The 20,317-nt window shown below is 39.1% G+C and carries 20 protein-coding genes; 11 read left to right on the top strand and 9 right to left on the bottom strand.

Going from position 1 to position 20,317, the window contains the following annotated elements:
• Nucleotides 1-43 precede the first annotated feature (43 nt).
• Both ATS74_RS01190 and ATS74_RS01185 read right to left on the bottom strand, forming a co-directional pair.
• Entirely contained in the window at nt 44-352 is a 309-nt protein-coding gene (locus ATS74_RS01190) for a hypothetical protein (RefSeq protein ID WP_058547120.1), read from the bottom strand.
• Between the two features lie 80 nt (nt 353-432).
• On the bottom strand, nt 433-1,251 hold the full coding sequence (locus tag ATS74_RS01185; protein ID WP_058547119.1) for an AraC family transcriptional regulator: 819 nt from the start codon (nt 1,249-1,251) through the stop codon (nt 433-435).
• A 112-nt stretch (nt 1,252-1,363) separates the two neighbouring features.
• On the opposite strand from ATS74_RS01185, the gene ATS74_RS01180 reads away from it, so the two are divergent.
• A complete protein-coding gene (locus tag ATS74_RS01180; protein ID WP_058547118.1) occupies nt 1,364-4,462 on the top strand; it encodes a beta-galactosidase in 3,099 nt (1,032 codons plus the stop codon).
• 68 nt (nt 4,463-4,530) lie between these two features.
• Here the strand turns inward: ATS74_RS01180 and ATS74_RS01175 are convergent, their stop codons facing one another.
• Together ATS74_RS01175 and ATS74_RS01170 are read right to left on the bottom strand one after the other, a co-directional pair.
• Complete coding sequence (locus ATS74_RS01175; RefSeq protein WP_058547117.1) at nt 4,531-4,977, bottom strand: DoxX family protein; 447 nt, start codon at nt 4,975-4,977, stop codon at nt 4,531-4,533.
• Between the two features lie 361 nt (nt 4,978-5,338).
• Nucleotides 5,339-6,484 carry an iron-containing alcohol dehydrogenase gene (locus ATS74_RS01170; protein ID WP_058547116.1) on the bottom strand — a complete coding sequence of 382 codons (1,146 nt, stop codon included), beginning with the start codon at nt 6,482-6,484 and terminating at the stop codon, nt 5,339-5,341.
• A 184-nt stretch (nt 6,485-6,668) separates the two neighbouring features.
• Here ATS74_RS01170 and ATS74_RS01165 point away from each other — a divergent pair, with 184 nt between their 5' ends.
• Nucleotides 6,669-7,553 (top strand): AraC family transcriptional regulator, encoded by an 885-nt coding sequence (locus tag ATS74_RS01165; RefSeq protein ID WP_058547115.1) that lies wholly within the window; start codon nt 6,669-6,671, stop codon nt 7,551-7,553.
• Nucleotides 7,554-7,756: 203 nt separating this feature from the next.
• Nucleotides 7,757-9,382, top strand: coding sequence for a sensor domain-containing diguanylate cyclase (locus tag ATS74_RS01160; RefSeq protein ID WP_058547114.1), 1,626 nt, complete (start codon nt 7,757-7,759; stop codon nt 9,380-9,382).
• Between the two features lie 2 nt (nt 9,383-9,384).
• Here ATS74_RS01160 and ATS74_RS01155 read toward each other — a convergent pair whose 3' ends face one another.
• Both ATS74_RS01155 and ATS74_RS01150 read right to left on the bottom strand, forming a co-directional pair.
• Nucleotides 9,385-10,179, bottom strand: a complete 795-nt coding sequence (locus ATS74_RS01155) for a hypothetical protein (RefSeq protein WP_235591982.1) — start codon at nt 10,177-10,179, stop codon at nt 9,385-9,387.
• A gap of 176 nt (nt 10,180-10,355) precedes the next feature.
• Nucleotides 10,356-10,775: a VOC family protein gene (locus ATS74_RS01150; RefSeq protein ID WP_058547113.1), complete on the bottom strand. Its 420-nt coding sequence runs from the start codon at nt 10,773-10,775 to the stop codon at nt 10,356-10,358.
• A 271-nt stretch (nt 10,776-11,046) separates the two neighbouring features.
• On the opposite strand from ATS74_RS01150, the gene ATS74_RS01145 reads away from it, so the two are divergent.
• From ATS74_RS01145 to ATS74_RS01130, 4 genes are all read left to right on the top strand, one after another.
• Nucleotides 11,047-11,352, top strand: coding sequence for a hypothetical protein (locus ATS74_RS01145; protein WP_058547511.1), 306 nt, complete (start codon nt 11,047-11,049; stop codon nt 11,350-11,352).
• The gene (locus tag ATS74_RS01140) at nt 11,349-11,735 is read left to right on the top strand and encodes a hypothetical protein (protein WP_058547112.1); all 387 of its coding nucleotides are present in this window, start codon (nt 11,349-11,351) and stop codon (nt 11,733-11,735) included. The genes ATS74_RS01145 and ATS74_RS01140 overlap by 4 nt, the downstream gene beginning before the upstream one ends.
• A gap of 167 nt (nt 11,736-11,902) precedes the next feature.
• Nucleotides 11,903-12,385 carry a DUF3015 domain-containing protein gene (locus ATS74_RS01135; RefSeq protein ID WP_058547111.1) on the top strand — a complete coding sequence of 161 codons (483 nt, stop codon included), beginning with the start codon at nt 11,903-11,905 and terminating at the stop codon, nt 12,383-12,385.
• Nucleotides 12,386-12,465: 80 nt separating this feature from the next.
• Nucleotides 12,466-14,298 carry an Lnb N-terminal periplasmic domain-containing protein gene (locus ATS74_RS01130; RefSeq protein ID WP_058547510.1) on the top strand — a complete coding sequence of 611 codons (1,833 nt, stop codon included), beginning with the start codon at nt 12,466-12,468 and terminating at the stop codon, nt 14,296-14,298.
• Between the two features lie 4 nt (nt 14,299-14,302).
• Here ATS74_RS01130 and ATS74_RS01125 read toward each other — a convergent pair whose 3' ends face one another.
• The gene (locus ATS74_RS01125; protein ID WP_058547110.1) at nt 14,303-15,124 is read right to left on the bottom strand and encodes a sterol desaturase family protein; all 822 of its coding nucleotides are present in this window, start codon (nt 15,122-15,124) and stop codon (nt 14,303-14,305) included.
• On the bottom strand, nt 15,121-15,567 hold the full coding sequence (locus tag ATS74_RS01120) for an SRPBCC family protein (protein ID WP_058547109.1): 447 nt from the start codon (nt 15,565-15,567) through the stop codon (nt 15,121-15,123). The genes ATS74_RS01125 and ATS74_RS01120 overlap by 4 nt, the downstream gene beginning before the upstream one ends.
• Before the next feature lie 98 nt (nt 15,568-15,665).
• On the opposite strand from ATS74_RS01120, the gene ATS74_RS01115 reads away from it, so the two are divergent.
• From ATS74_RS01115 to ATS74_RS01100, 4 genes are all read left to right on the top strand, one after another.
• Nucleotides 15,666-16,676, top strand: a complete 1,011-nt coding sequence (locus ATS74_RS01115) for an AraC family transcriptional regulator (RefSeq protein WP_058547108.1) — start codon at nt 15,666-15,668, stop codon at nt 16,674-16,676.
• A gap of 90 nt (nt 16,677-16,766) precedes the next feature.
• A complete protein-coding gene (locus tag ATS74_RS01110) occupies nt 16,767-17,537 on the top strand; it encodes a substrate-binding periplasmic protein (protein ID WP_058547107.1) in 771 nt (256 codons plus the stop codon).
• Nucleotides 17,538-17,583: 46 nt separating this feature from the next.
• A complete protein-coding gene (locus ATS74_RS01105; protein WP_058547106.1) occupies nt 17,584-18,534 on the top strand; it encodes an alpha/beta fold hydrolase in 951 nt (316 codons plus the stop codon).
• 128 nt (nt 18,535-18,662) lie between these two features.
• Complete coding sequence (locus ATS74_RS01100; protein ID WP_058547105.1) at nt 18,663-19,751, top strand: polysaccharide lyase family 7 protein; 1,089 nt, start codon at nt 18,663-18,665, stop codon at nt 19,749-19,751.
• Here the strand turns inward: ATS74_RS01100 and ATS74_RS01095 are convergent.
• Complete coding sequence (locus ATS74_RS01095) at nt 19,741-20,145, bottom strand: nucleotide triphosphate diphosphatase NUDT15 (protein WP_058547104.1); 405 nt, start codon at nt 20,143-20,145, stop codon at nt 19,741-19,743. The two genes, ATS74_RS01100 and ATS74_RS01095, sit on opposite strands and share 11 nt — an antisense overlap.
• Nucleotides 20,146-20,317: the final 172 nt, after the last annotated feature.

The raw sequence follows: 20,317 nt of genomic DNA, 5'->3' as shown, positions 1-20,317 counted from the left end.
CACAGGCGCAGGCAGTTATATACAAAGTGTTTAAAATTAAAAACTAGCTATAAAAATTGGGTGGCGGAACATCCGGTGGGTAATTTAAACCATTGTAGCAAGCAGGCTGAGTTGCTTGGCTTTGCTCAGGGTTTATAGGGTGATTTAGTGTACTGTAGTAACCACAGTGGCAATGCTGATGGGCATGAATTTCGGTAGGTGGTTGCGCGTCTTCATCGTCTGTATCGGCCACAGACTGAACGTGCGAAGCATGATCGACTTCTTCTTGTAAATGATACGCAGCAGCATCACAGCTAATAAAGCTGTGTACAAGCACTAAAAGTATCACGACTAAAAAGTAGTTTGAGCGCATCCATTACCTAAAACTATAAAATGCAATTTAAGAAACCGCACAATACCTTAAATTTATTCAAATGTAGAGAGCCGCTCACGTTATTTTCTAAATTCACTTGGTGATACACCCACTGATTTTTTAAACCGTTTTGAAAAATTAAATATATTAGGATACCCCACGTAAGCGGCAATATGGGCAACAGGCCAGCGGGTATTTAGTAGCAAGTTTTTAGCCCGTTTAATACGTAAGTAAATAAGCTGCTGCATTGGGCTTTTACCAAATTGCGCTTGGCATAACCTGTGTAAATGCGATGCTGAGTAATGTACTTGTTCGCACATAGCTTCTATTGTCCAATCAAATTGCAGGCGCTCTTCTACTTCTAAAAACAAGCTGGTTAATCTGTTTTGCCCGCCTATTTGCGGCTCGCTTTGAAGCGTAGTATTTAAGTAATGGCTTAAAATAGGCATTACGCCTTCGCGCAAAGTAGCGTTTGCCTCGCTGTATAAAAGCTCCATAGCTAAATGCAATGGCGCTAATTGCTGGTTAGTTAATACTTTAGCCTGCGCTAAATTTAAATGTTGCCAACGCTTAGTATTTGCAAGGTTTAGCCAAATCACATCCCATTTTTCGCTCGCTATTTCAACCTCAAAACTTTGCCGTGCTGGCAATATAGCTAAGCTATTTTCGGCAAGTACATATTGGTTATTAATGGTTTTTAGCGTGCCCTGACCACCCAAAGTATAAAACAGAGTGTGTTCAAGCGGGTTGGTACGTGCAACACAATAATCGCCCAATAAATTTGAGCAACCTGCCAGCTCTATTTCAAGGCTTGGCATTTGCGAAAGCGTGTTTAAATCAATAAACCGCTCTATACACTCTGGGCCAATATCGAGTACATCTTTAATGGTGTTGCGCATAATTTAAAATGATAGTTTTGGATAAATAAAAGAGAGCTTTAAGCATAACCTCAAGGCATTATTTTAGCTATATTTAAGCCACTTTAATTGCCACACATGCAATAGGACACTTATGAACTCACTACAGCACATAATTAACCGCCGCGATTGGGAAAACCCAATTTCGGTGCAAGTTAATCAAGTAAAAGCGCACAGCCCACTTAATGGTTTTAAAAGCGTTGACCATGCCCGTACAAACACGCAATCACAAAAACAAAGTTTAAACGGCCTGTGGGATTTTAAATTATTTGATAAACCCGAAGCGGTTGATGAGTCATTACTAAGTGAGGCACTCGCCAGCGACTGGCAAAGTATTCCTGTGCCTTCTAACTGGCAATTACACGGCTTTGATAAACCTATTTACTGCAACGTTAAATACCCCTTTGCCGTAAACCCGCCATTTGTACCAAGCGATAACCCAACAGGTTGCTACCGCACAGAGTTTACTATTACGGCGGAGCAATTAGCTCAGCGAAACCATATTATTTTTGAAGGCGTAAACTCGGCGTTTCACCTTTGGTGTAACGGACAATGGGTGGGCTACTCGCAGGATAGCCGCTTACCCAGCGAATTTGATTTAAGCGAGCTGTTAGTGGCTGGCACCAACCGCATTGCGGTTATGGTTATCCGCTGGAGCGATGGTAGTTACCTAGAAGATCAAGACATGTGGTGGCTAAGCGGTATATTCCGCGATGTTAATTTACTTACCAAACCACAAAATCAAATACGTGATGTATTTATAACCCCAGATTTAGACGCCTGCTACCGCGATGCCACTTTGTATATAAAAACCGCAATAGATGCGCCAAATAACTACAAAGTCGCAGTACAGGTTTTTGATGGCGAACAGGCACTGTGTGAGCCACAAATACAAAGCACTAACAATAAACGCGTTGATGAAAAAGGCGGCTGGAGCGATGTCGTATTTCAAACAATTGATATACAAAGCCCTAAAAAATGGACCGCCGAAACCCCAACCTTATACCGCTGTGTTGTAAGCCTGTTAGATGAGCAAGGCATTACAGTAGACGTAGAAGCCTACAACATTGGCTTTAGAAAAGTAGAAATGCTCAACGGGCAGCTTTGCTTAAACGGCAAGCCGCTGCTTATTCGCGGTGTTAATCGCCACGAGCATCACCCAGAAAACGGCCACACAGTAAGCACCGCCGACATGGTTGAAGATATTAAGCTTATGAAGCAAAATAACTTTAATGCTGTACGTACTGCTCACTACCCAAACCACCCGCGTTTTTATGAGCTGTGTGACGAGCTAGGTTTATACGTAGTAGACGAGGCCAATATAGAAACTCACGGTATGTTTCCTATGGGTAGGCTTGCAAGCGATCCGCAGTGGGCTGGCGCATTTATGTCGCGCTATACGCAAATGGTTGAGCGCGATAAAAACCACGCATCTATTATTATTTGGTCACTAGGTAATGAGTGCGGGCACGGTGCAAACCACGATGCAATGTACGGCTGGTCAAAAAGCTTTGACCCATCGCGCCCAGTGCAATACGAAGGTGGCGGCGCAAATACCACCGCAACCGATATTATTTGCCCTATGTACGCCCGTGTAGATACCCATATTGCCGACGACGCCGTACCTAAATACTCTATTAAAAAGTGGTTAAGCCTACCGGGTGAAACGCGTCCGCTTATTTTATGTGAATACGCCCATGCTATGGGTAACAGCCTAGGTAGCTTTGATGATTACTGGCAAGCATTTAGAGAATACCCGCGTTTGCAAGGTGGCTTTATTTGGGATTGGGTAGACCAAGGTTTATCTAAAACTGATGAAAACGGTAAGCATTATTGGGCTTATGGTGGCGATTTTGGTGATGAACTAAACGACCGTCAATTCTGTATTAACGGCTTATTATTTCCAGATCGCACGCCGCACCCTAGCTTGTTTGAAGCTAAATACAGCCAACAGCATTTACAATTTACGCTGCGTGAGCAAACTCAAAACCACTATACCGTTGATGTATTTAGTGATTATGTATTTAGGGCAACTGATAACGAAAAATTGGTTTGGCAGTTAATAGAAAATGGCCAATGTATAGAGCAAGGCGAGCAAATTATTAATATTGCTCCGCAAAGTATGAAAACGCTAACTGTTAATACAAAAACGGTGTTTAAAGCCGGTGCGCAATATCACCTTAATTTAGATGTAGCACTGATTAACGACTCAAGCTTTGCAAGTGCCGAGCATGTATTAAACACCGAGCAATTTAAGCTTATAAATAGCCAAAGTTTAAGCGCTGATACATTTAAGCCCGCTTTAGTAGCTGCTTCAGCACATAGCGCTATAAATATTAGTGAAACCGATACGCAGATAAGTATTGAAGGCGATACCTTTAAACTTGTGTTTAATAGCCAATCAGGCCTTATTGAGCAATGGCTACACAATCAAACCCAAGTTATTAAAAGCCCATTAGTTGATAATTTTTACCGCGCCCCGCTTGATAACGACATAGGCGTAAGCGAAGTAGATAACCTAGATCCTAATGCATGGGAAGCGCGCTGGCTAAGAGCGGGTATTGGGCAGTGGCAGCGTACATGTCGCTCGTTTGAAGTAGTGCAGTCAAAGATAGATATACGTATTAAATGTGTATTTAGTTATGAATTTAATGGCGCAGTACAAGCAAAAACAACATGGCTTTATACACTTAATAATACAGGTGAAATTAACTTAAATGTTGATGTACAACTAAACGACACTTTGCCACCCATGCCACGCATAGGGTTAAACACAACGCTTAATAAACAAAGCGATACACAAGTAAACTGGCTTGGTTTAGGGCCATTTGAAAACTACCCAGATCGCAAAGCGGCTGCGCGTTTAGGTTATTACAGCGCGCAACATAATGAGCTACATACACCGTATATATTCCCAACCGATAACGGCGTGCGTAGTGATTGCCAATTACTTAGCGTTAATAATTTAACCGTAACCGGTACATTTTTATTTGCCGCCAGTGAATACTCTCAAAGCATGCTTACGCAAGCAAAGCACACCAATGAGCTAGTAGCTGATGATTGCTTACATGTACATATTGATCATCAACATATGGGGGTTGGCGGCGATGATTCGTGGAGCCCAAGTACCCATAAAGAGTATTTACTAGAGCAAACGCAGTACAACTACTCTTTAACTTTTTCGGCTAAATAACTTAGCACTAACCCATACAAAAATAGCGGCTAAATTAGCCGCTATTTTTTAATTATAAATTCCTGCCGCTATTTATCAGCTAGCTTTTTAGCAATAACACTATCAACCGAAAAGCTACCTGCACCTTGAATAGCAAGCGCTGCAGTTGCAACTAATAAAGTAAGTGCGTATTCGTAACCGTTGTTAGCCATAAATAAACCATTGTTAATGTGTACACTAAATATTGCAATCAACATTGTAAACGCCGTAACTAGGGCTGCTGGGCGTGTTAATAAACCAAGTGCTAATGCAATGCCGCCAAAAAATTCAGCGCTGCCTGCCATTAAAGCTAACCAGTATCCAGGATCTAAGCCAATACTTGCCATCCACTGCCCTGTGCCTTCAAGGCCGTAACCGCCAAACCAAGCAAATAATTTTTGCGCGCCGTGCGCTGCTAAAATTAAACCAACTGGTACACGTAAAATAAGTGCTGCTACGCCTGCTTTTGAGCTAAGTAATGTGTTTAGTAATTTCATGAGTTTTAGTCCTGTTTAATTTATTTGAGCATTAGATTTTTTCTAACCGTTAAGTACAGTTTACTATCATCATTTAAAGACATTAATATCGATATTATTGGTTAATTATAAACGCTGTGTTTTTAATTTATTTAATACCAATTCGCTTAATTAAGTGATCTATTTTGAGGATGGAAAAACGTGTTGATAACTAGGCAAAAAATTTGCTATTTAGTTTTTCTAAATGAGAATTTTTTAACGCAGATAGCGATACGTTTAGCCCCGCAAAATGATTAAGTATTATTGCGGATTGGTATAAGTCACAAAAAAGCCGCTAACTTTAAACGTTAGCGGCTTTTAGTTTTAAGTTACTTAAAAGCGATTAAGCAACAGCTTGTTCTAAAATTTCGCGGCTTTCTTTTAGCGTAATTGCTTGGTTTTCACCAAGTGCTAGCATGCCATGCGCTTCAAGTTTACCAATAATATTGTCAATAGCGGCGGCTTTGTCATCGCCATGTTCAGTAAGCACAGTGGCAACATCTAAGCTGTGGTAAAACGCTTCAATTGCTTCAATTGTTTGCTCTGCTAAATCATCCGATTGCGCAAGACCAAATACGTTTTTACCCATTTGCTCTAGCTTCGCTTTTTTAACTGCAAATTGGTTACGTAATAAAGAAGGCTGAACAATAGCAAGTGAACGCGCATGGTCAACACCGTAAGCAGCTGTAAGCTCATGGCCAATCATGTGTGTTGCCCAATCTTGTGATACGCCAGAACCAATTAAACCATTAAGTGCTTGGTTTGCTGCCCACATAAGGTTTGCACGCCATGCATCGTCTTGGTTTTCAAAGTTATCGCCCAGCGTTTTAAGCGTTCTTAAAAGTGCCTCTGCGTAACCTTCTTGAACCAATGCTGTTTCAGGGAATGTAAGGTACTGCTCACAGGTATGAACCCATGCATCTACTAAACCATTTACAAGTTGGCGCTGCGGTAATGTTTTCATTACATCAGGGTCCATAATCGCAAATTTAGGCAGTACTTCTGGTGATGCAAACGGTAGTTTTTGCTTCGTTGCTTCTTTGCTCACAACTGAATTTTGATTAGACTCAGAACCCGTTGCAGGTAATGTTAATATTGCGCCGATTGGTAATGCGCTAGTAATAATATGCTTACCAGTAGGTATATCCCAACCTTCGCCATCATAAACTGCAGATGCTGCAATGTATTTAACGCCGTCAATTACTGAACCGCCGCCTACACCTAATACGAAGTCGATATCCTGTTCTTTACAAATTTTTACTGCTTGGTCTAACACTTCAATTGTTGGGTTAGCGCCAACGCCTGAGAACTCAACCCAATCAAAGCCTTCAAGTGCTGCTGCAACTTGGTCGTACACGCCGTTCTTTTTAATTGAACCACCGCCGTACACTACTAATACTTTTTGATCTTTTGCGATCAAATCGGTTAGTGATGCAATTTGCTGTTGGCCGAACTGAATAAGTGTTGGATTTACGTAGCTAAATTTCATTACTTTGCTCCTAGGTGACGGTTAAATACTAAATAGAATGCTTAGTTACTCACTAAGCTAAATTCCAATGAGTGCATATTAGTGGCAAAACAAACATTAAAAAAGCCTAATAAATGCCTAAAGCTTGCCTAATACTGCCAACGTTGTTATTTTACGCAAAATTTGTACGATAAAAGGTTTTTTAATGCCCACTATAGCCAGCATGTTGCAGCAATACGCCGAGCACAATGATTTGCTCAATTTTGAAGGCGTTACGAAAACTATTATTCCCGGTGTTTACTTTCATCGTGCGAGTAAAAGCTCACCTCGTCAGCCACTCATTTACAACTCTGGTATTATTTTAGTTGGCCAAGGGCATAAAATAATTCATTTCCCTGATCATCAAATAAAATATGGTGCTGGCGACTACCTGGTTTTAGGTGTACCCGTCCCACTTGAATGCGAAGCCTTTACTGATAACGGCCTACCTGTAATGGGCGTAGTTATTGATATTAACCCAGCAACATTACATAAGTTAGTAAACCAAATGGGCGAACATACGCCATTTACTTCTGGGCAAATGAGCGGTGTGCAATCAGCAAAAATAGATGGTGCTATGGAGCAAGTAACTCATCGTTTATTAAGCGCACTAAATAGCCCGCTAGAAGCCGATATTTTTGGTGAAGATATAATTAAAGAATTGGTATACCGTGTACTTTGTGGTCCTCAGGGTCATACCTTAATTGGCCTTGCCATGCACGATGGGCACTACGCCCGAATAGCACGAACACTTTCTACCATGCATAAAAGCTATGCAGATCAAATTACTGTTGAAGGCTTAGCTGAAGAGGTAAACATGAGTGTGTCGTCGTTTCATCGCGCCTTTAAACAAGTGACCTTTGAATCGCCATTGCAATACTTAAAAAAAGTACGCTTAGCCAAAGCAAAAGAACTCATTACAAGCAACGGTAGTAAAGCAAATGAGGCTGCATTAAAGGTAGGCTATACCAGCCCCTCGCAATTTAGCCGCGAGTTTAAGCGCCACTTTAATAAAACGCCAAGCGAAGTGTTAACTCAATTGCACAGTTAATTTACTGGGGCGTGTTGTTTATAGTTGGTTTAATTTACAGATGCATAGCGAGCTTCCCTCGGTTTCAACCTCGCGCCGCGATTAAAACGCTCCTAGCTTGAATATATTTCAATCCACAAATTTAAATACACCGTAATTAACTAATAGCTAAATAGGCGAGCTCTGCTAGTATAAAAAAATGTAGTATTTATTTTCTCTCGCCTATGGCTTTTAAAAAGTTAAATTTTTTAGCAGTACTCACACTTTATCTTCAGTGGCCTAAAAGGTACGTACTCTTATTTGTAGGCACTTTTTTAACTACTTTATTATTTACTAACCCTGTATTTGCTGCACAAACTTGTGAAGTTAGCCAAACATATCCAATAACAACGCCCTCAAAAACTTTAAATGCAGACGAACAAGTAAGGTTAGAAACCCGATTTGGTAAAAATCAATATTTGGTAAAGTGCCAATTACAGCACGGTGGCGTGTTTAGTTTTAATCGCTCTACACTTGAGAGTTTTGAATGGCGGCAACAAAATAAAATACTTACCCCTATAAAATACAATAAACCCGCCTTTTTAATAGAGAGAGGAGAAACTAAGGCAGTTTTAACTTTATATTCACCCATGCCGTTTCGTCCTGTATTTAAGTGGCAACCTATTGAAGTATTTATGCAAAAAAGCCAACAGCAAAACCTAATTTTAGGGCTGTTTTATGGCTTGTGCATTACGCTTATTTTGTATGTGTTAATTATGGGAAGCCGCTTAGAAGACGATATATTTAAGCTTTACAGCTTATACATTTTTTGTATTGGCGGCTTTATACTTTTACAAGAAGGGCAACTGTACTTATTTTTAACCACGCAGCACAACAGTACTTTATTTAATATATACCTAATGTTTATTGGCTTTAGTGTTATAAGCGCAACCTGGTTTATTTGTGCTCTTTTGCAAATTAAAGTTAGCTGGCCAAAAGTAGATCCCCTTTTAAAAGGCTTAGCTTTAGTTGTAATGCTGTTTTGCATTTTACAAATACTGTTTAAAACGCCACAAATGTGGAACATAGCTGGCAAAGTTACGGGTTATACAACCTTGGTTATTATTGCTGTGGTATTTGTATTATCGGCTTGGCAAGCTCGCAAAGGTATTCGCGAAGCTGCACTTGTATTTATAGCGCTTAGCTTTGTGTTTGTGAGTATGATTTTTAGAATTTTATTAATAAACGAAAGCCCATTTATGCGCCGCTACGGTTTAATTATAGCCTTTGCTGTAGAGTCATTTTTACTAGCCGTGGCTGTTTCTAGGCGTATTAGCCGTATGCGAATAGCACAAAGACGCGCCGAAACGGAAGCCGATTACGATCACCTTTGTGGCATTTTAAACCGCCGTGGCTGGGGTAAAAAATCAGCAGGACTTATTGAGCAGCACGCCAAAAAAGGCGGTGTTTTATGCTTAATGTATATAGATTTAGATGACTTTAAACAGATAAACGACAATTATGGGCATGCCGTAGGCGATGAAGCTTTATGTAAAGTAGCCGCCAGTTTAAAAAGGATTGTACGTACCAACGATGCAGTCGGTCGCTTAGGCGGTGATGAATTTGTTGTACTTGCCCACTTTTATACCAAAGCGCAGGTAAATCCAAAAACGCACCACCTAAAAACAGAGTTAAACAAACTCACCATTACGCATAACGACCAACCTATTGCTATAAAAGCAAGCATTGGCAGCAGTGTATTTAGTGAGCCTCCTAAAAATATTGACGAAATTTTAAAAGCCGGCGACACCGCTATGTATCATGAAAAACTACAGCGAAAAGTAAAGCCTCTCACTTTAGTTGATGGCTAGCTTTAAGTATTTAAAACCGTAACCGGCTTAGCAAACTGTTTACGGTTTATATAGTGGCTCATAATAATAGTAAACAATGTTGAGCAAACCGCTGCGGCTGCATATACCTGCCAAATAACAAAATTAAATTTAAGCGCAAGTGCAATTACAGCAAAAAATATACAGCCCCCTAACGAGCCAATAATGCCACCATTAAGTACTTTATAAGCCGAGAACTTTTTATCACTTGCGTGGGCAATGCAGCCCATAACCGCTAATATCACCGGAAAGGTAGATAGTAACCCACTCCACATAGCGCCAATATTTGCCGAAATAAACGTAACTAAAACAATAAAGCTAGTAACCAACAGCATTTTTACCGGCAGCTCCCACGCAGCGGTAAATGGCTTAACGTCAGGTGCAAACTGTAACTTACTCGATGCACATGCCAACGTAAATAAAACGCTCAGCGAAATAACACACGCAAGCGCAATATTAATGGGTAATACCAAGGTAAATACACTAAATAAGCACCACAGCGTTAACGCAGCAAAAAGAGCTTTAATAACTGAGTATTTTGTAAGCATTGCCGCATAACAAAAACAAAATAGCCCTATACCACTCATGCCATACAAAGATGCAACCGCTGAATTACTGGCAAATAACTTGCCTTGCTCAAGCGCAATAAAATAAGAAATAGGTCCAGATGTAATTGGCAGGCCAGGAATAATGCCACTCACAAAGCTGCCTAAGCGTTTTTGAGCATAGTTAATTAATAATAAAAGTAGAGGCGCAATGGTGAGTTTTAAAAGCAACATAATAATTATAAAGTATGAGAGTTACTTTAAAGTCTACGTTTTAAATTATGTGTTGTAGAGTGAATAAAAGTAACGCATATAATGCAATTATTTTCACCTGTGGGTACACAAAACCCCACAGGATACAAAAAAAGGCCACTATAAAAGTGGCCTAATATTTAATAAAAAAACACTAATTACGCTTTTTTAAATAAAACCTTAGGGTTTACCATGGTTTTCATTTCAAGCACGTTACCGTTTGGATCTTCAATAAAAAAAGTTTCTTGTTCAAACTCATCACCTACAAAACGGCGGTACGGTTTATCAAGGTACTCAAGCCCAGCTGCTTCAATACGTTTTTTTAAACCGTTAAATTCATCTTCTGATAAATGAATACCAAAATGAGGCACAGCTACTGCGCCCATATCTACATCGTGGCGAACGGTTGGTAAGCGCTCAACACTTTGATGCAGTGTTAACTCATTACCCCAAAAATCTATATCTACCCAGCGCCCTTCTTCGCTATTACCTGTTTTACAGCCAAGCACATCGCAATAAAACGCTTTAGCTACTTTTAAATCGCCAGCCGGAATAGCCAAATGAAGACAGTTAGACATAAATTACCTTTAATTTTTAGTATTTGTATATTAATAACCTCTATTATACATAAAATATAATTTATGAAACATTAACAGCCACAAATAAGCATAGACAATACCAAGTGAGATTAAAAAATAACCTTAATAACTTTTTAAGCTAATAATGCTGTTTTATTTATTAAGGATTGTTAGAAAGCGTAAAAGGATTAGTTTAAAATGCGCCGCTATGATTAAATTCTTATTTTTAAAATTCATCACTTTCTTTTTTGGCTTTTTAGCCTGCTTTGCAATGCACACCACTTTTGCATTGCCTTTAGTGATTTCGGCCGCACTTACAGGGCTTGTTGGCTCGTTTATTCCTTTTCCTGCGCGTTATAAAAATCATCCGTATGCTGCAATTTACGCAGGCAGCTTTGCTGGAATGTGTTCTACGCACTTAATTACAAGTTATTGGGAAATAGCAATAATTTCAGTCATTGGGGCTAGCTTATATGTGCTTACTATAAATATGTTTACAGGCTTTGGCGGTAAGCTTGGCAGTGTTGCCTTTGCAAGTGTCGCTTTATTTATGTTAGCTAAAGGCGTCGTTTTATGAACATAGAATATCCACTTATTGCTTTACTCGGCGCATTTTTAACGTTTTATTTAGCTAAACACAATCGTTTTGATGGCATACGCGCCTCTGCCTCACTTTCTATTATTGCCTATTTAATTTTAAGCGCCTTAAACCTAAACCCCAACTTGTACTCAGTCGTATTTTTTGGAGGCACATTTATAGGCATGAGCGCCCCACATCGATTTGGTATTTACACGGTTGCTAGTTCATCTATTTTATTTTCGTTACTATTTGAATACTTAGTACCTAAGCTCGATGGCTATGGCGGTGCATTAGGTATTAGCGCATTTTTGTCGGTGTGTATTTGCCATATGTGCATTTTATTAGGCGCCCCGAGAAGTAAAAAGCCAACCCCAAAATAAAATAGTTAAATACTAAAAAAACCCTCTTGTTAATTTTAATACTTAAGTTAAATTCAACATCAAAAAATTCATACCTTGGTATGTTCCTTTTTCCTACAACTCTGTTAAAATCTTCTGCGAACTTTATTTACCCTAAATAAAGATTAATCATATATGGATTTATGAATATGAAAAAACTAATCGCAGTAGCAGCTTTATCTTTACTTCCTTTCTCTAACGCAATGGCTGACCAAGATATTGGTTGTGGTCTAGGCTCTATGTTATTTGCAGGACAACAAGGTAAAGGCGTTAAAATTTTAGGCGCTACAACTAACGGTACTTCTGGTAACCAAACTTTCGGTATCACTTTTGGTACTTTAGGTTGTGACGGTACTGGTACAGTAACTTCTTCTGAAAAAATCGCTTTATTCATCGATGGCAACATGGAGCAACTTGCTCGTGATATGTCTCAAGGTGAAGGCGAAACTTTAGCTACACTTGCTGAGGTTTGGGGTGTTGCAGAACAAGATAAAGCAGCATTTAACAAGCTTGCTCAAGCACAGTTTTCTTCAGTATTTACTTCTGAGAACGTAACTTCACAAACAGTTTTAGAAAACCTAAACACTGTTGTAGCAAGTGACGCACAACTAGCTTCTTATACTCTTTCTTAATCAGCTAATTTAGCCGGTTTTATATGTATAAATAAAGCCACTAGAGTAACCTCTAGCGGCTTTTTTTTATGGTTTTGGGTATGCAAAAAATATTAGTTATTCTGTTAGTTACGCTGTTTAGTACATATTCTAATGCTAAAAGTATTGAAAATAATACGTTAGCCACACACCCTTACTGGCTCAAATTAGGCCACTACCGCAATACCACATTAGGTAGCTTTAAAAGTGAAGTAGACAGTGCTGAGTTTTTTATAGCACCCACAGGTAAAACAAACCCAGTTGATGAGCTAAATGCCACCATTAGCGCATTTAATGGCAATAAAACCAGCCAACAAAAATACAGCTGCCAATTTCCTGCTCGCTACACATGGCTAAAATCAAAAATTAATAATAATTGGCCTGCACTTAATTGCCCTGAGCTTTTAGCATGGCAACAAGTAATTAATCCTCAAGGGGTTACGCTGGTATTTCCTACTGCATTTATGAATAGCCCTTCATCAATGTTTGGGCATACATTGCTGCGTATTGACGCTAAAGATCAAACCCGTAATAAAGAACTTGTTGCTTTTGCTGTAAATTTTGCAGCAGAGCCTGATGGCTCCGATAACGCTGCTATGTATGCATTAAAAGGGCTTGTTGGTAGCTACCCTGGTAAGTTTTCGCTGATGCCGTATTACAAAAAAGTACGTGAATATAACGACTTAGAATCACGCGATATTTGGGAGTACAAACTAAATTTAACCGAGCAACAAGTAGAGCGGATTCTACTGCATTTATGGGAGCTACAAAGCGCCACTTTTGATTACTTTTTTATAGACGAAAACTGCTCGTATCAGTTACTGGGGCTATTACAATTAGCTAAAGATGATCTTAATCTAACTTCGCAATTTAACATGCAGGCTATTCCTTCAGACACTGTTGCCGCACTTAGAGACAACAACTTGCTGCAAGCTCCTAATTACCGCCCTGCTTTTGGCACTAAGCTGTATCACTATTCAACACAGTTAAGCGATCAGCAACTTAGTGATGCTAGAGCGCTTATGCAAGGCAAACCATTAAATACCCGTAATTACTCACAAAAAGAGCTAGTAGCTATACTTGAAATGGCGTACGAATGGCTAAATTTTGAATTTTACGATAAAGCCCTTAACCGTGAAGAAATAGCCCCAAGGCTTACTAAGTTACTATTAATGCGCAGTAAGTATGCTGTCCCTTCTCCTTTATCTAAGCCCAAAAAACCTAAAGCCTCGCCAGAGCAAGGCCATGGTTCTTCAAGGCTAGCAGCTAAAAGAGTGCAAAATAATAACCAGCAAAATACCACCAACTTAGCTTATCGCCTTGCTTATCACGATTTACTCGACAGACCCGCAGGCTTTATACCCGGTGCACAAATTAACTTTTTTGACTTAGAAGCCAACCTTACAGATAACGGCAATAGCCACATTGAGCACTTTCATTTACTCGATGCTATGTCGCTTGCCCCCGATAACCGTGTATTTGATAGCTGGTCATGGAATATCAAAATGGGTTTTGACAGACAGCCAAATCAAAACAAACGCTCAGGCCGCTTTTTTACTAAAGGTGGATATGGTAAGTCTTACGGTAATCCAAACAGTGTGCATGGCTATATTTTGGGACAATTTGAGCTAAATACTGGAGATACTTCTAACCAGCTAAGTGTAGGGCTAGGCAGTGAGGCTGGCGTTATTTGGCAAGTAAATAACAAAAACAAGCTTGCGATTACAGGTAATATGTTTTGGCTAAGCGATAATGCCGCTAATAACCACAGCGAAGCTGCGCTAACTTGGAGCTACGCATTGTCGCGCAATTTAGCACTGCGCAGCCAAATAAAGCACAAAAAATGGCATAGCCACAATACAGCTGCTAGCTTAGCCCTGCAGTTTTACTTTTAAGGCTTTATTTAACTTTAACGCTACTTGTTGGGTAGCCAAGTACTGCCTTACATTTAGCTTTTAAACCTTTTGCTTTGAACGCACTTTTAAATAAATGAGCCCACTGATGAAACGTTATCAGCAGTGGGCTATTACTATTTAATTGCCCTACTATGCCGTATTTGCATGGCTGATTTTTATCTTCTTCTACAAAGGTATCAAATAGCTTATCCCAAATAATAAGCACGCCTGCAAAGTTTTTATCAAGGTAGCTTTTATTAATCGCATGATGAACCCGATGGTGAGACGGCGTATTAAATACGCTTTCAAACCAGCCTAACTTGCCTACTATTTGCGTATGCACAAAAAATTGATACGCCAAATTAAGTGCCACTACGCTAAATACGGTTAATGGGTCAAAGCCTAGCAAGATCATAGGTAGCCAAAATACCCACATACCCGCTACGGGGTACATTACACTTTGCCTAAATGCAGTTGTAAAATTCATTTTGGTAGAGCTGTGATGCACTACATGCGCAGCCCACAGCCAGTGAATATGATGCGATACCCGATGAAACCAATAATATAAAAAATCTTGCAGTAAAAAGGCAAAAGCTATGCTTAAAATACTTAGTTCAATATCAAATAACCTGTATTCATACAGCCAATAAAAAAAAGGCATAAGCAGTAATAAAGCAATTGCATCAGCACCTTGATGGAGTAGCGCTAAGGCAGTATTTGCCAGGCTGTCTTTTATGTCGTAATAACGTTTAAACTTAATAAACTCGTAGCAAACAAAAAGCAAAAATACCGGGCTTAGGACGAGTAAAATAATTTCTGAGCTCATACATCACCCGCTAGCAAATAATATTCTAATTTATTTAATGCTTGGGTTATATCTTTTGTAATTACATGTTTTAGAAGAATATTTGGCAGCCACCAAGGCGCTTTGCATTGAATATAGTAACTTAAGTTTGTTTTAAAACCTTCTAGCGATGTATTTGCGCTTAGGTATATATCGCCTTGGTGATTAGCGACAGGTTTATTACCTATTATTTGATAGCAAATATGGCTTTGATTAGCACTTATAATTTGCTCGTTAAACGCCGTATTTGCCATTTCAACTTGCCGAATAGCGCCTTTACCCCCTTTTAGTTCACCGTTATTTGCAGTCGCTATTAGCTTAAATTTAGCATTAAAAAATCGCCCTAGTTGCTTATGATTTAACAGTATTTCTGTTATTTTTGAAGGCGGTGCATCAAGCGTTTTCTTTATTTTAATAAAAATCATTATTTACAGTATGAGGTTATTTAGCATTCAACTAGCATATAAAAACTTAACATGGCAAACTTGCTCATACACGACCATTTTTTAGCTTTAGACGACAAATGCACACATTGGCTGATCATTATTTTTCGAGTATTTTAGATTACTTGCAAACTCAAGATGTTGATAATAAAGCGGCACTTAATGCCATCAGTTTTAATGAGTATGTAAATAAAAGCAGCCAGCAACTTGCTCCGCGTATAAGCTTACAGAGTTACAACGCATTATTAAGTTTTGCCTGCACGACACTTAACAACCCACTATTTGGATTTGAGCTAGGAAAACATATTCGCACTGCCGATTACGGTGTACTGGGCTATTTAATTGAATCAAGCGATAACCTTAGCAATGCAATACAAGCGCTTTTAAACTACGACAGCTTAGTAGCCGATATTGGTAAAGCTCAATTTTTGTCAAATAGCGACACAGCAACCGTTCGCTGGCTGGCGCATCCGAGCTGTAATGAACAAGTTGTATTACGAAATATGACTGCGTGGGTGAGTGTTATTCGCCAGCTAATAAGCTCATCACTTTCACCAAGTAGTATTAGCTTTACCTATAATTGGCAGTTAAAGCAACAGCAGCACTTAGAGTCGTGGTTTGCTTGCCCAGTTAAAAGTAATGCGCAATATAACCAGATAAACTTTCCAAGCGGTTACTTAACCCTTGCATTTAAAACCGACAACGCCGTTATAAATAAAACATTTAAACAACTATCTGAACAGCAGTTAACTAGCCTTAAAAGCCAAGGATGTATAAGTGAAAAAGTTAAACAATTACTTACAGCAAAAACTACATTGCAAAACTGCAACCTATTAGGCATAGCAAATGCGCTCAATGTAACGCCTCGTACATTACAACGGCGCTTAAAAAAACAAAGCTTAACTTTTGCTCAACTACTCGAAAAAGAACGTAAAAGTCGTGTTGTTAATTTATTAGGTAATATGCCGCTTACTGAAGTATCAAACATTTTAGGTTTTACAGATCAAAGCTCTTTCAATCGTGCTTTTATGAGGTGGCATAATTGCTCGCCTTTAAAATTTATAAAAGGCAATATTCAAAACCAAAAATAACTATTTACTTACATTAAATATACATTACATATATACCTTTTAAGCTACACTCATTACACTAGCTGTAATATTACTTAAAAAGATTTATTTATGTTTGTGCGTGTTGTATTTAGTGCCATGGTAATGATGTTGTATAGCGCCCTATGCAACGCTCATTCTGTCACTTTTATTGCCGAAGACCTTCCGCCGTATCATTTTATAAATAAAAATAACGAACCCGATGGCGCATTAGTTGATATAGCAAAAGCAGTAATAAAGCAGAGCCATTTAACCGCCAAGTTTGAAATAATGCCAATGGCACGTATTTTTAAGCAACAGCAAGCAAATTCTAACGCAATAATGCTATCGCTATTAAAAACACCAAATCGTGTTAACAACTTTACTTGGTTAGGCGAGGTATATTTTGCAGATGCTTATTTAATTAGTTTAAAAAGCCACATAGATGAGGTCGTTCACTTAAATTTTGCTAAAGAATATAAAGTGGCTACCATTCGAGGCTATTCAAGCGAAGCTTACTTAAAGCGTAAAGGGTTTACAGAAAACAAAAACCTAGTTCTTGTTAGTTATTACCAACAACTTTGGCAAATGCTATATAAAAATCGTATCGATTTTGTAGTAACGAATACACTCACCCTTAATAATGAGTTGGAAAGTTCAGGGCTCGACCCAAATCTAATAACCAAACGCATTCATCTAGATGAGCTACCCTCTTCTCTTAATTTTGCTGCAAGCAAGCTTTTTGATTCTCAATCTGCACAAGAAATTGCTCAAGGTTTAGCACTTATAAAAGAAAATGGCGAATACAGCGCTATTTTACAAAAGTGGCAACTGCCCATACCAAGCACTGCCAACAAGTTGTAATAAATAGCGCCTATAATTTTAGCAAAGCTAACAATGCTACTTGGCTATGCGAACAATCAAAACACCTCAAGGTATTACGCTTAACTACCAAGACGAAGGCGATAAAAAATCCCCTGTAATAATTTTAATTATGGGCTTGGGCGCACAAATGACCGTGTGGCCCGACTCGCTTTACTATGGCTTGGTAAAAAAAGGCTTTAGAGTTATTCGTTTTGATAACCGCGATACTGGTCTTTCAACTCACTTAGAGCACCACACAAACCCCAGCTTATTTAAATCGTGGTTGAGTAAACGCTTACCAATACGCGCTAAAACTCCTTACTTACTTGATGACATGGCTGATGACGTACTGGCGCTTATGGCAGCCCTTAAAATTAAAAAAGCACATTTTGTGGGGGCTTCTATGGGCGGTATGATAGCCCAGTTAATTGCAGCACAGCATAAAAAAAAGGTGCTCAGTTTAACCACTATTATGTCGAGCTCTAGCCTGCCAAGACTCAGTGCTAAAAGCATTGGCGTATTTATAAAGCTTGCAAAATTACAGCCTAAAAATACCAGCCACGATGAGGCAATAAATTATAATATTAAGCTTAATCAACTTATTGGCAGCCCTGCTTATCCGCAATCAGAAGACGCACTTCGCCATCATGCAACGCAAATTGTAGAGAGATCACATAATCCAAGTGGCTACAAACGCCAACTTATTGCTATGGCCGCAAGTAAAAACAGGCAACATTTAATTCGTAAAATTAAAACGCCCACTTTAGTAATTCATGGCTGCGACGATGTGGTAATACCCGTAAGTGCAGGCAAAAAAACAGCCGCACTTATAAAAAAAGCCAAGCTAAGAGTAGTCCCTGGGATGGGCCATAACTTTGCGCCAGAACTTATGCCCCTTATGACAAAGTGGATAGTTAAGCATGTAAAAAAAGCGCAGCGCAAACACCTAAATAAAAAACGCAAAAAACAGCAGCAACAAAAAACCACATTGGTATAACCAAAAAAGGGCTATAAAAATTAAATAGACAAAGAATTGGTAATGTTGATATTTTAAATTGGTATGTTAGATTAAAGTTAAGCGAAGTTAATATCGCTCATTTTTAATATCATCACACAGAGACAACAATGAAAAATCTAACATCTACTTTTAAACTCACAGCACTGGCTGCTGTTACTCCTTTATTATTTATGGGCTGCGCTAGTACAAATACTAAAGTTGAAAATAATGCAGCAGTCCCTGCATCAAAATTTGATTTATCAAACTGGAAAATTAACGTACCTGTCGATTTAAACAACGACGGAAAAATAGATACAGTAGACGTTGAAGCAATTCAAACTTACGCGCACCCTGATTTTTTCTACTTGGATGATCAGGGTTATATGGTATTTACCTCGCCAAATAAAGCGCTTACCAGCGCAAATTCAACCAATACCCGCAGTGAATTACGACAAATGATCCGCGGAACAAACACTAAAATAAAAACTAAAAATTCAAAAAACAATTTTGCACTTGCTGTGCACCCGCTATCGGAGCGTTTTGGCTCAGTAGGCGGTAAAATGGAAGCCACGCTCAAAGTTGATCATGTAGCCCTGCGTGCAAACGATCCGAGTAAAAAAGCCGCGTATTCTGTGGTGGTTGGGCAAATACATGCAGGTAAAGATCAGGCACTTATAGACACTAAGCTGGGCTATGGCTGGGGTAACGAACCACTTAAAATTTATTACAAAAAATGGCCAGGGCATAAAACCGGATCGGTATTTTGGAACTACGAGCGTAACTTACCAAAAAAAGATCCTAACCGTACCGACATTACTTACCCTGTATGGGGTAACACCTGGGAAAACCCAGATGACCCAGCAGCTAACGGTATTGCACTAGGTGACGAGTTTAGCTACACCGTGAACGTACATAAAAATGTTATGCACCTTACATTTAGTGCTCAAGGCAAAAAAGACGTTAACTACTCTATTAACTTAGGTAATAACGTAGATGCTTATGGCAAAGTAGATGATAAAGATCATCCTAATGGCTACGCTGCCGATTGGCATTACTTTAAAGCGGGTGCGTATAACCAATGTAGTACCAAAAGCGCTAAAGGAATTTGGTACCCAGGTTGTTTAGGTACCGGTGATTGGGCTACAGACAAGCAAAATGGCGATTACGCGCAAGTAAGCTTTAAAAAATTAGTATTAAGCCCATCAACTAAGCCGTAAGCGTTGTTGTAGTTAAGTAGTTTTTAAGTGATGTAAACAGTGGCGATGGTAAATTATTAATGTCGCACCAGCGCCACTGAATACATTTATTTGGCTCGTTTAGCACAGGCTCACCGCCTTCGTAATCGGCTTTTACATATAAAGTAATGTAATGTTTATTTTCAGCACTAAAAAAATCGTTAGTAAAATCTAGCTTAGTTACTTTACTTACATTTAGCCCTGTTTCCTCACATACCTCGCGTATTGCACATTGCTCAACGCTTTCGCCAAATTCTAAATGCCCGCCGGGCGTTGCCCATGTATTTGCACCATGTGCACCTATTCGCTCACCTAATAAAATAGTGTTTTGGCGCATAATAATAACCGCCACGCCTACTCGTACTGTATTACTCATAAATTTTTTCACTCATTTTAATTGCCCGCATGCTGAGCCACACACTTTATTTTGTCAATTTTGCTATATAAAAAACACTTTTCTGATTAACTTTTAGCCGACCATAGTCGAATACCTATTGCTTAAAAAAAGGCCTACTTTTGTAAGGTCTCTCACACACATTTAGTATTAG

The organism is Pseudoalteromonas sp. H103 (assembly GCF_001469205.1).
Lineage (GTDB): Bacteria > Pseudomonadota > Gammaproteobacteria > Enterobacterales > Alteromonadaceae > Pseudoalteromonas > Pseudoalteromonas carrageenovora.
This window is presented reverse-complemented; position numbering and strand designations above follow the sequence as displayed.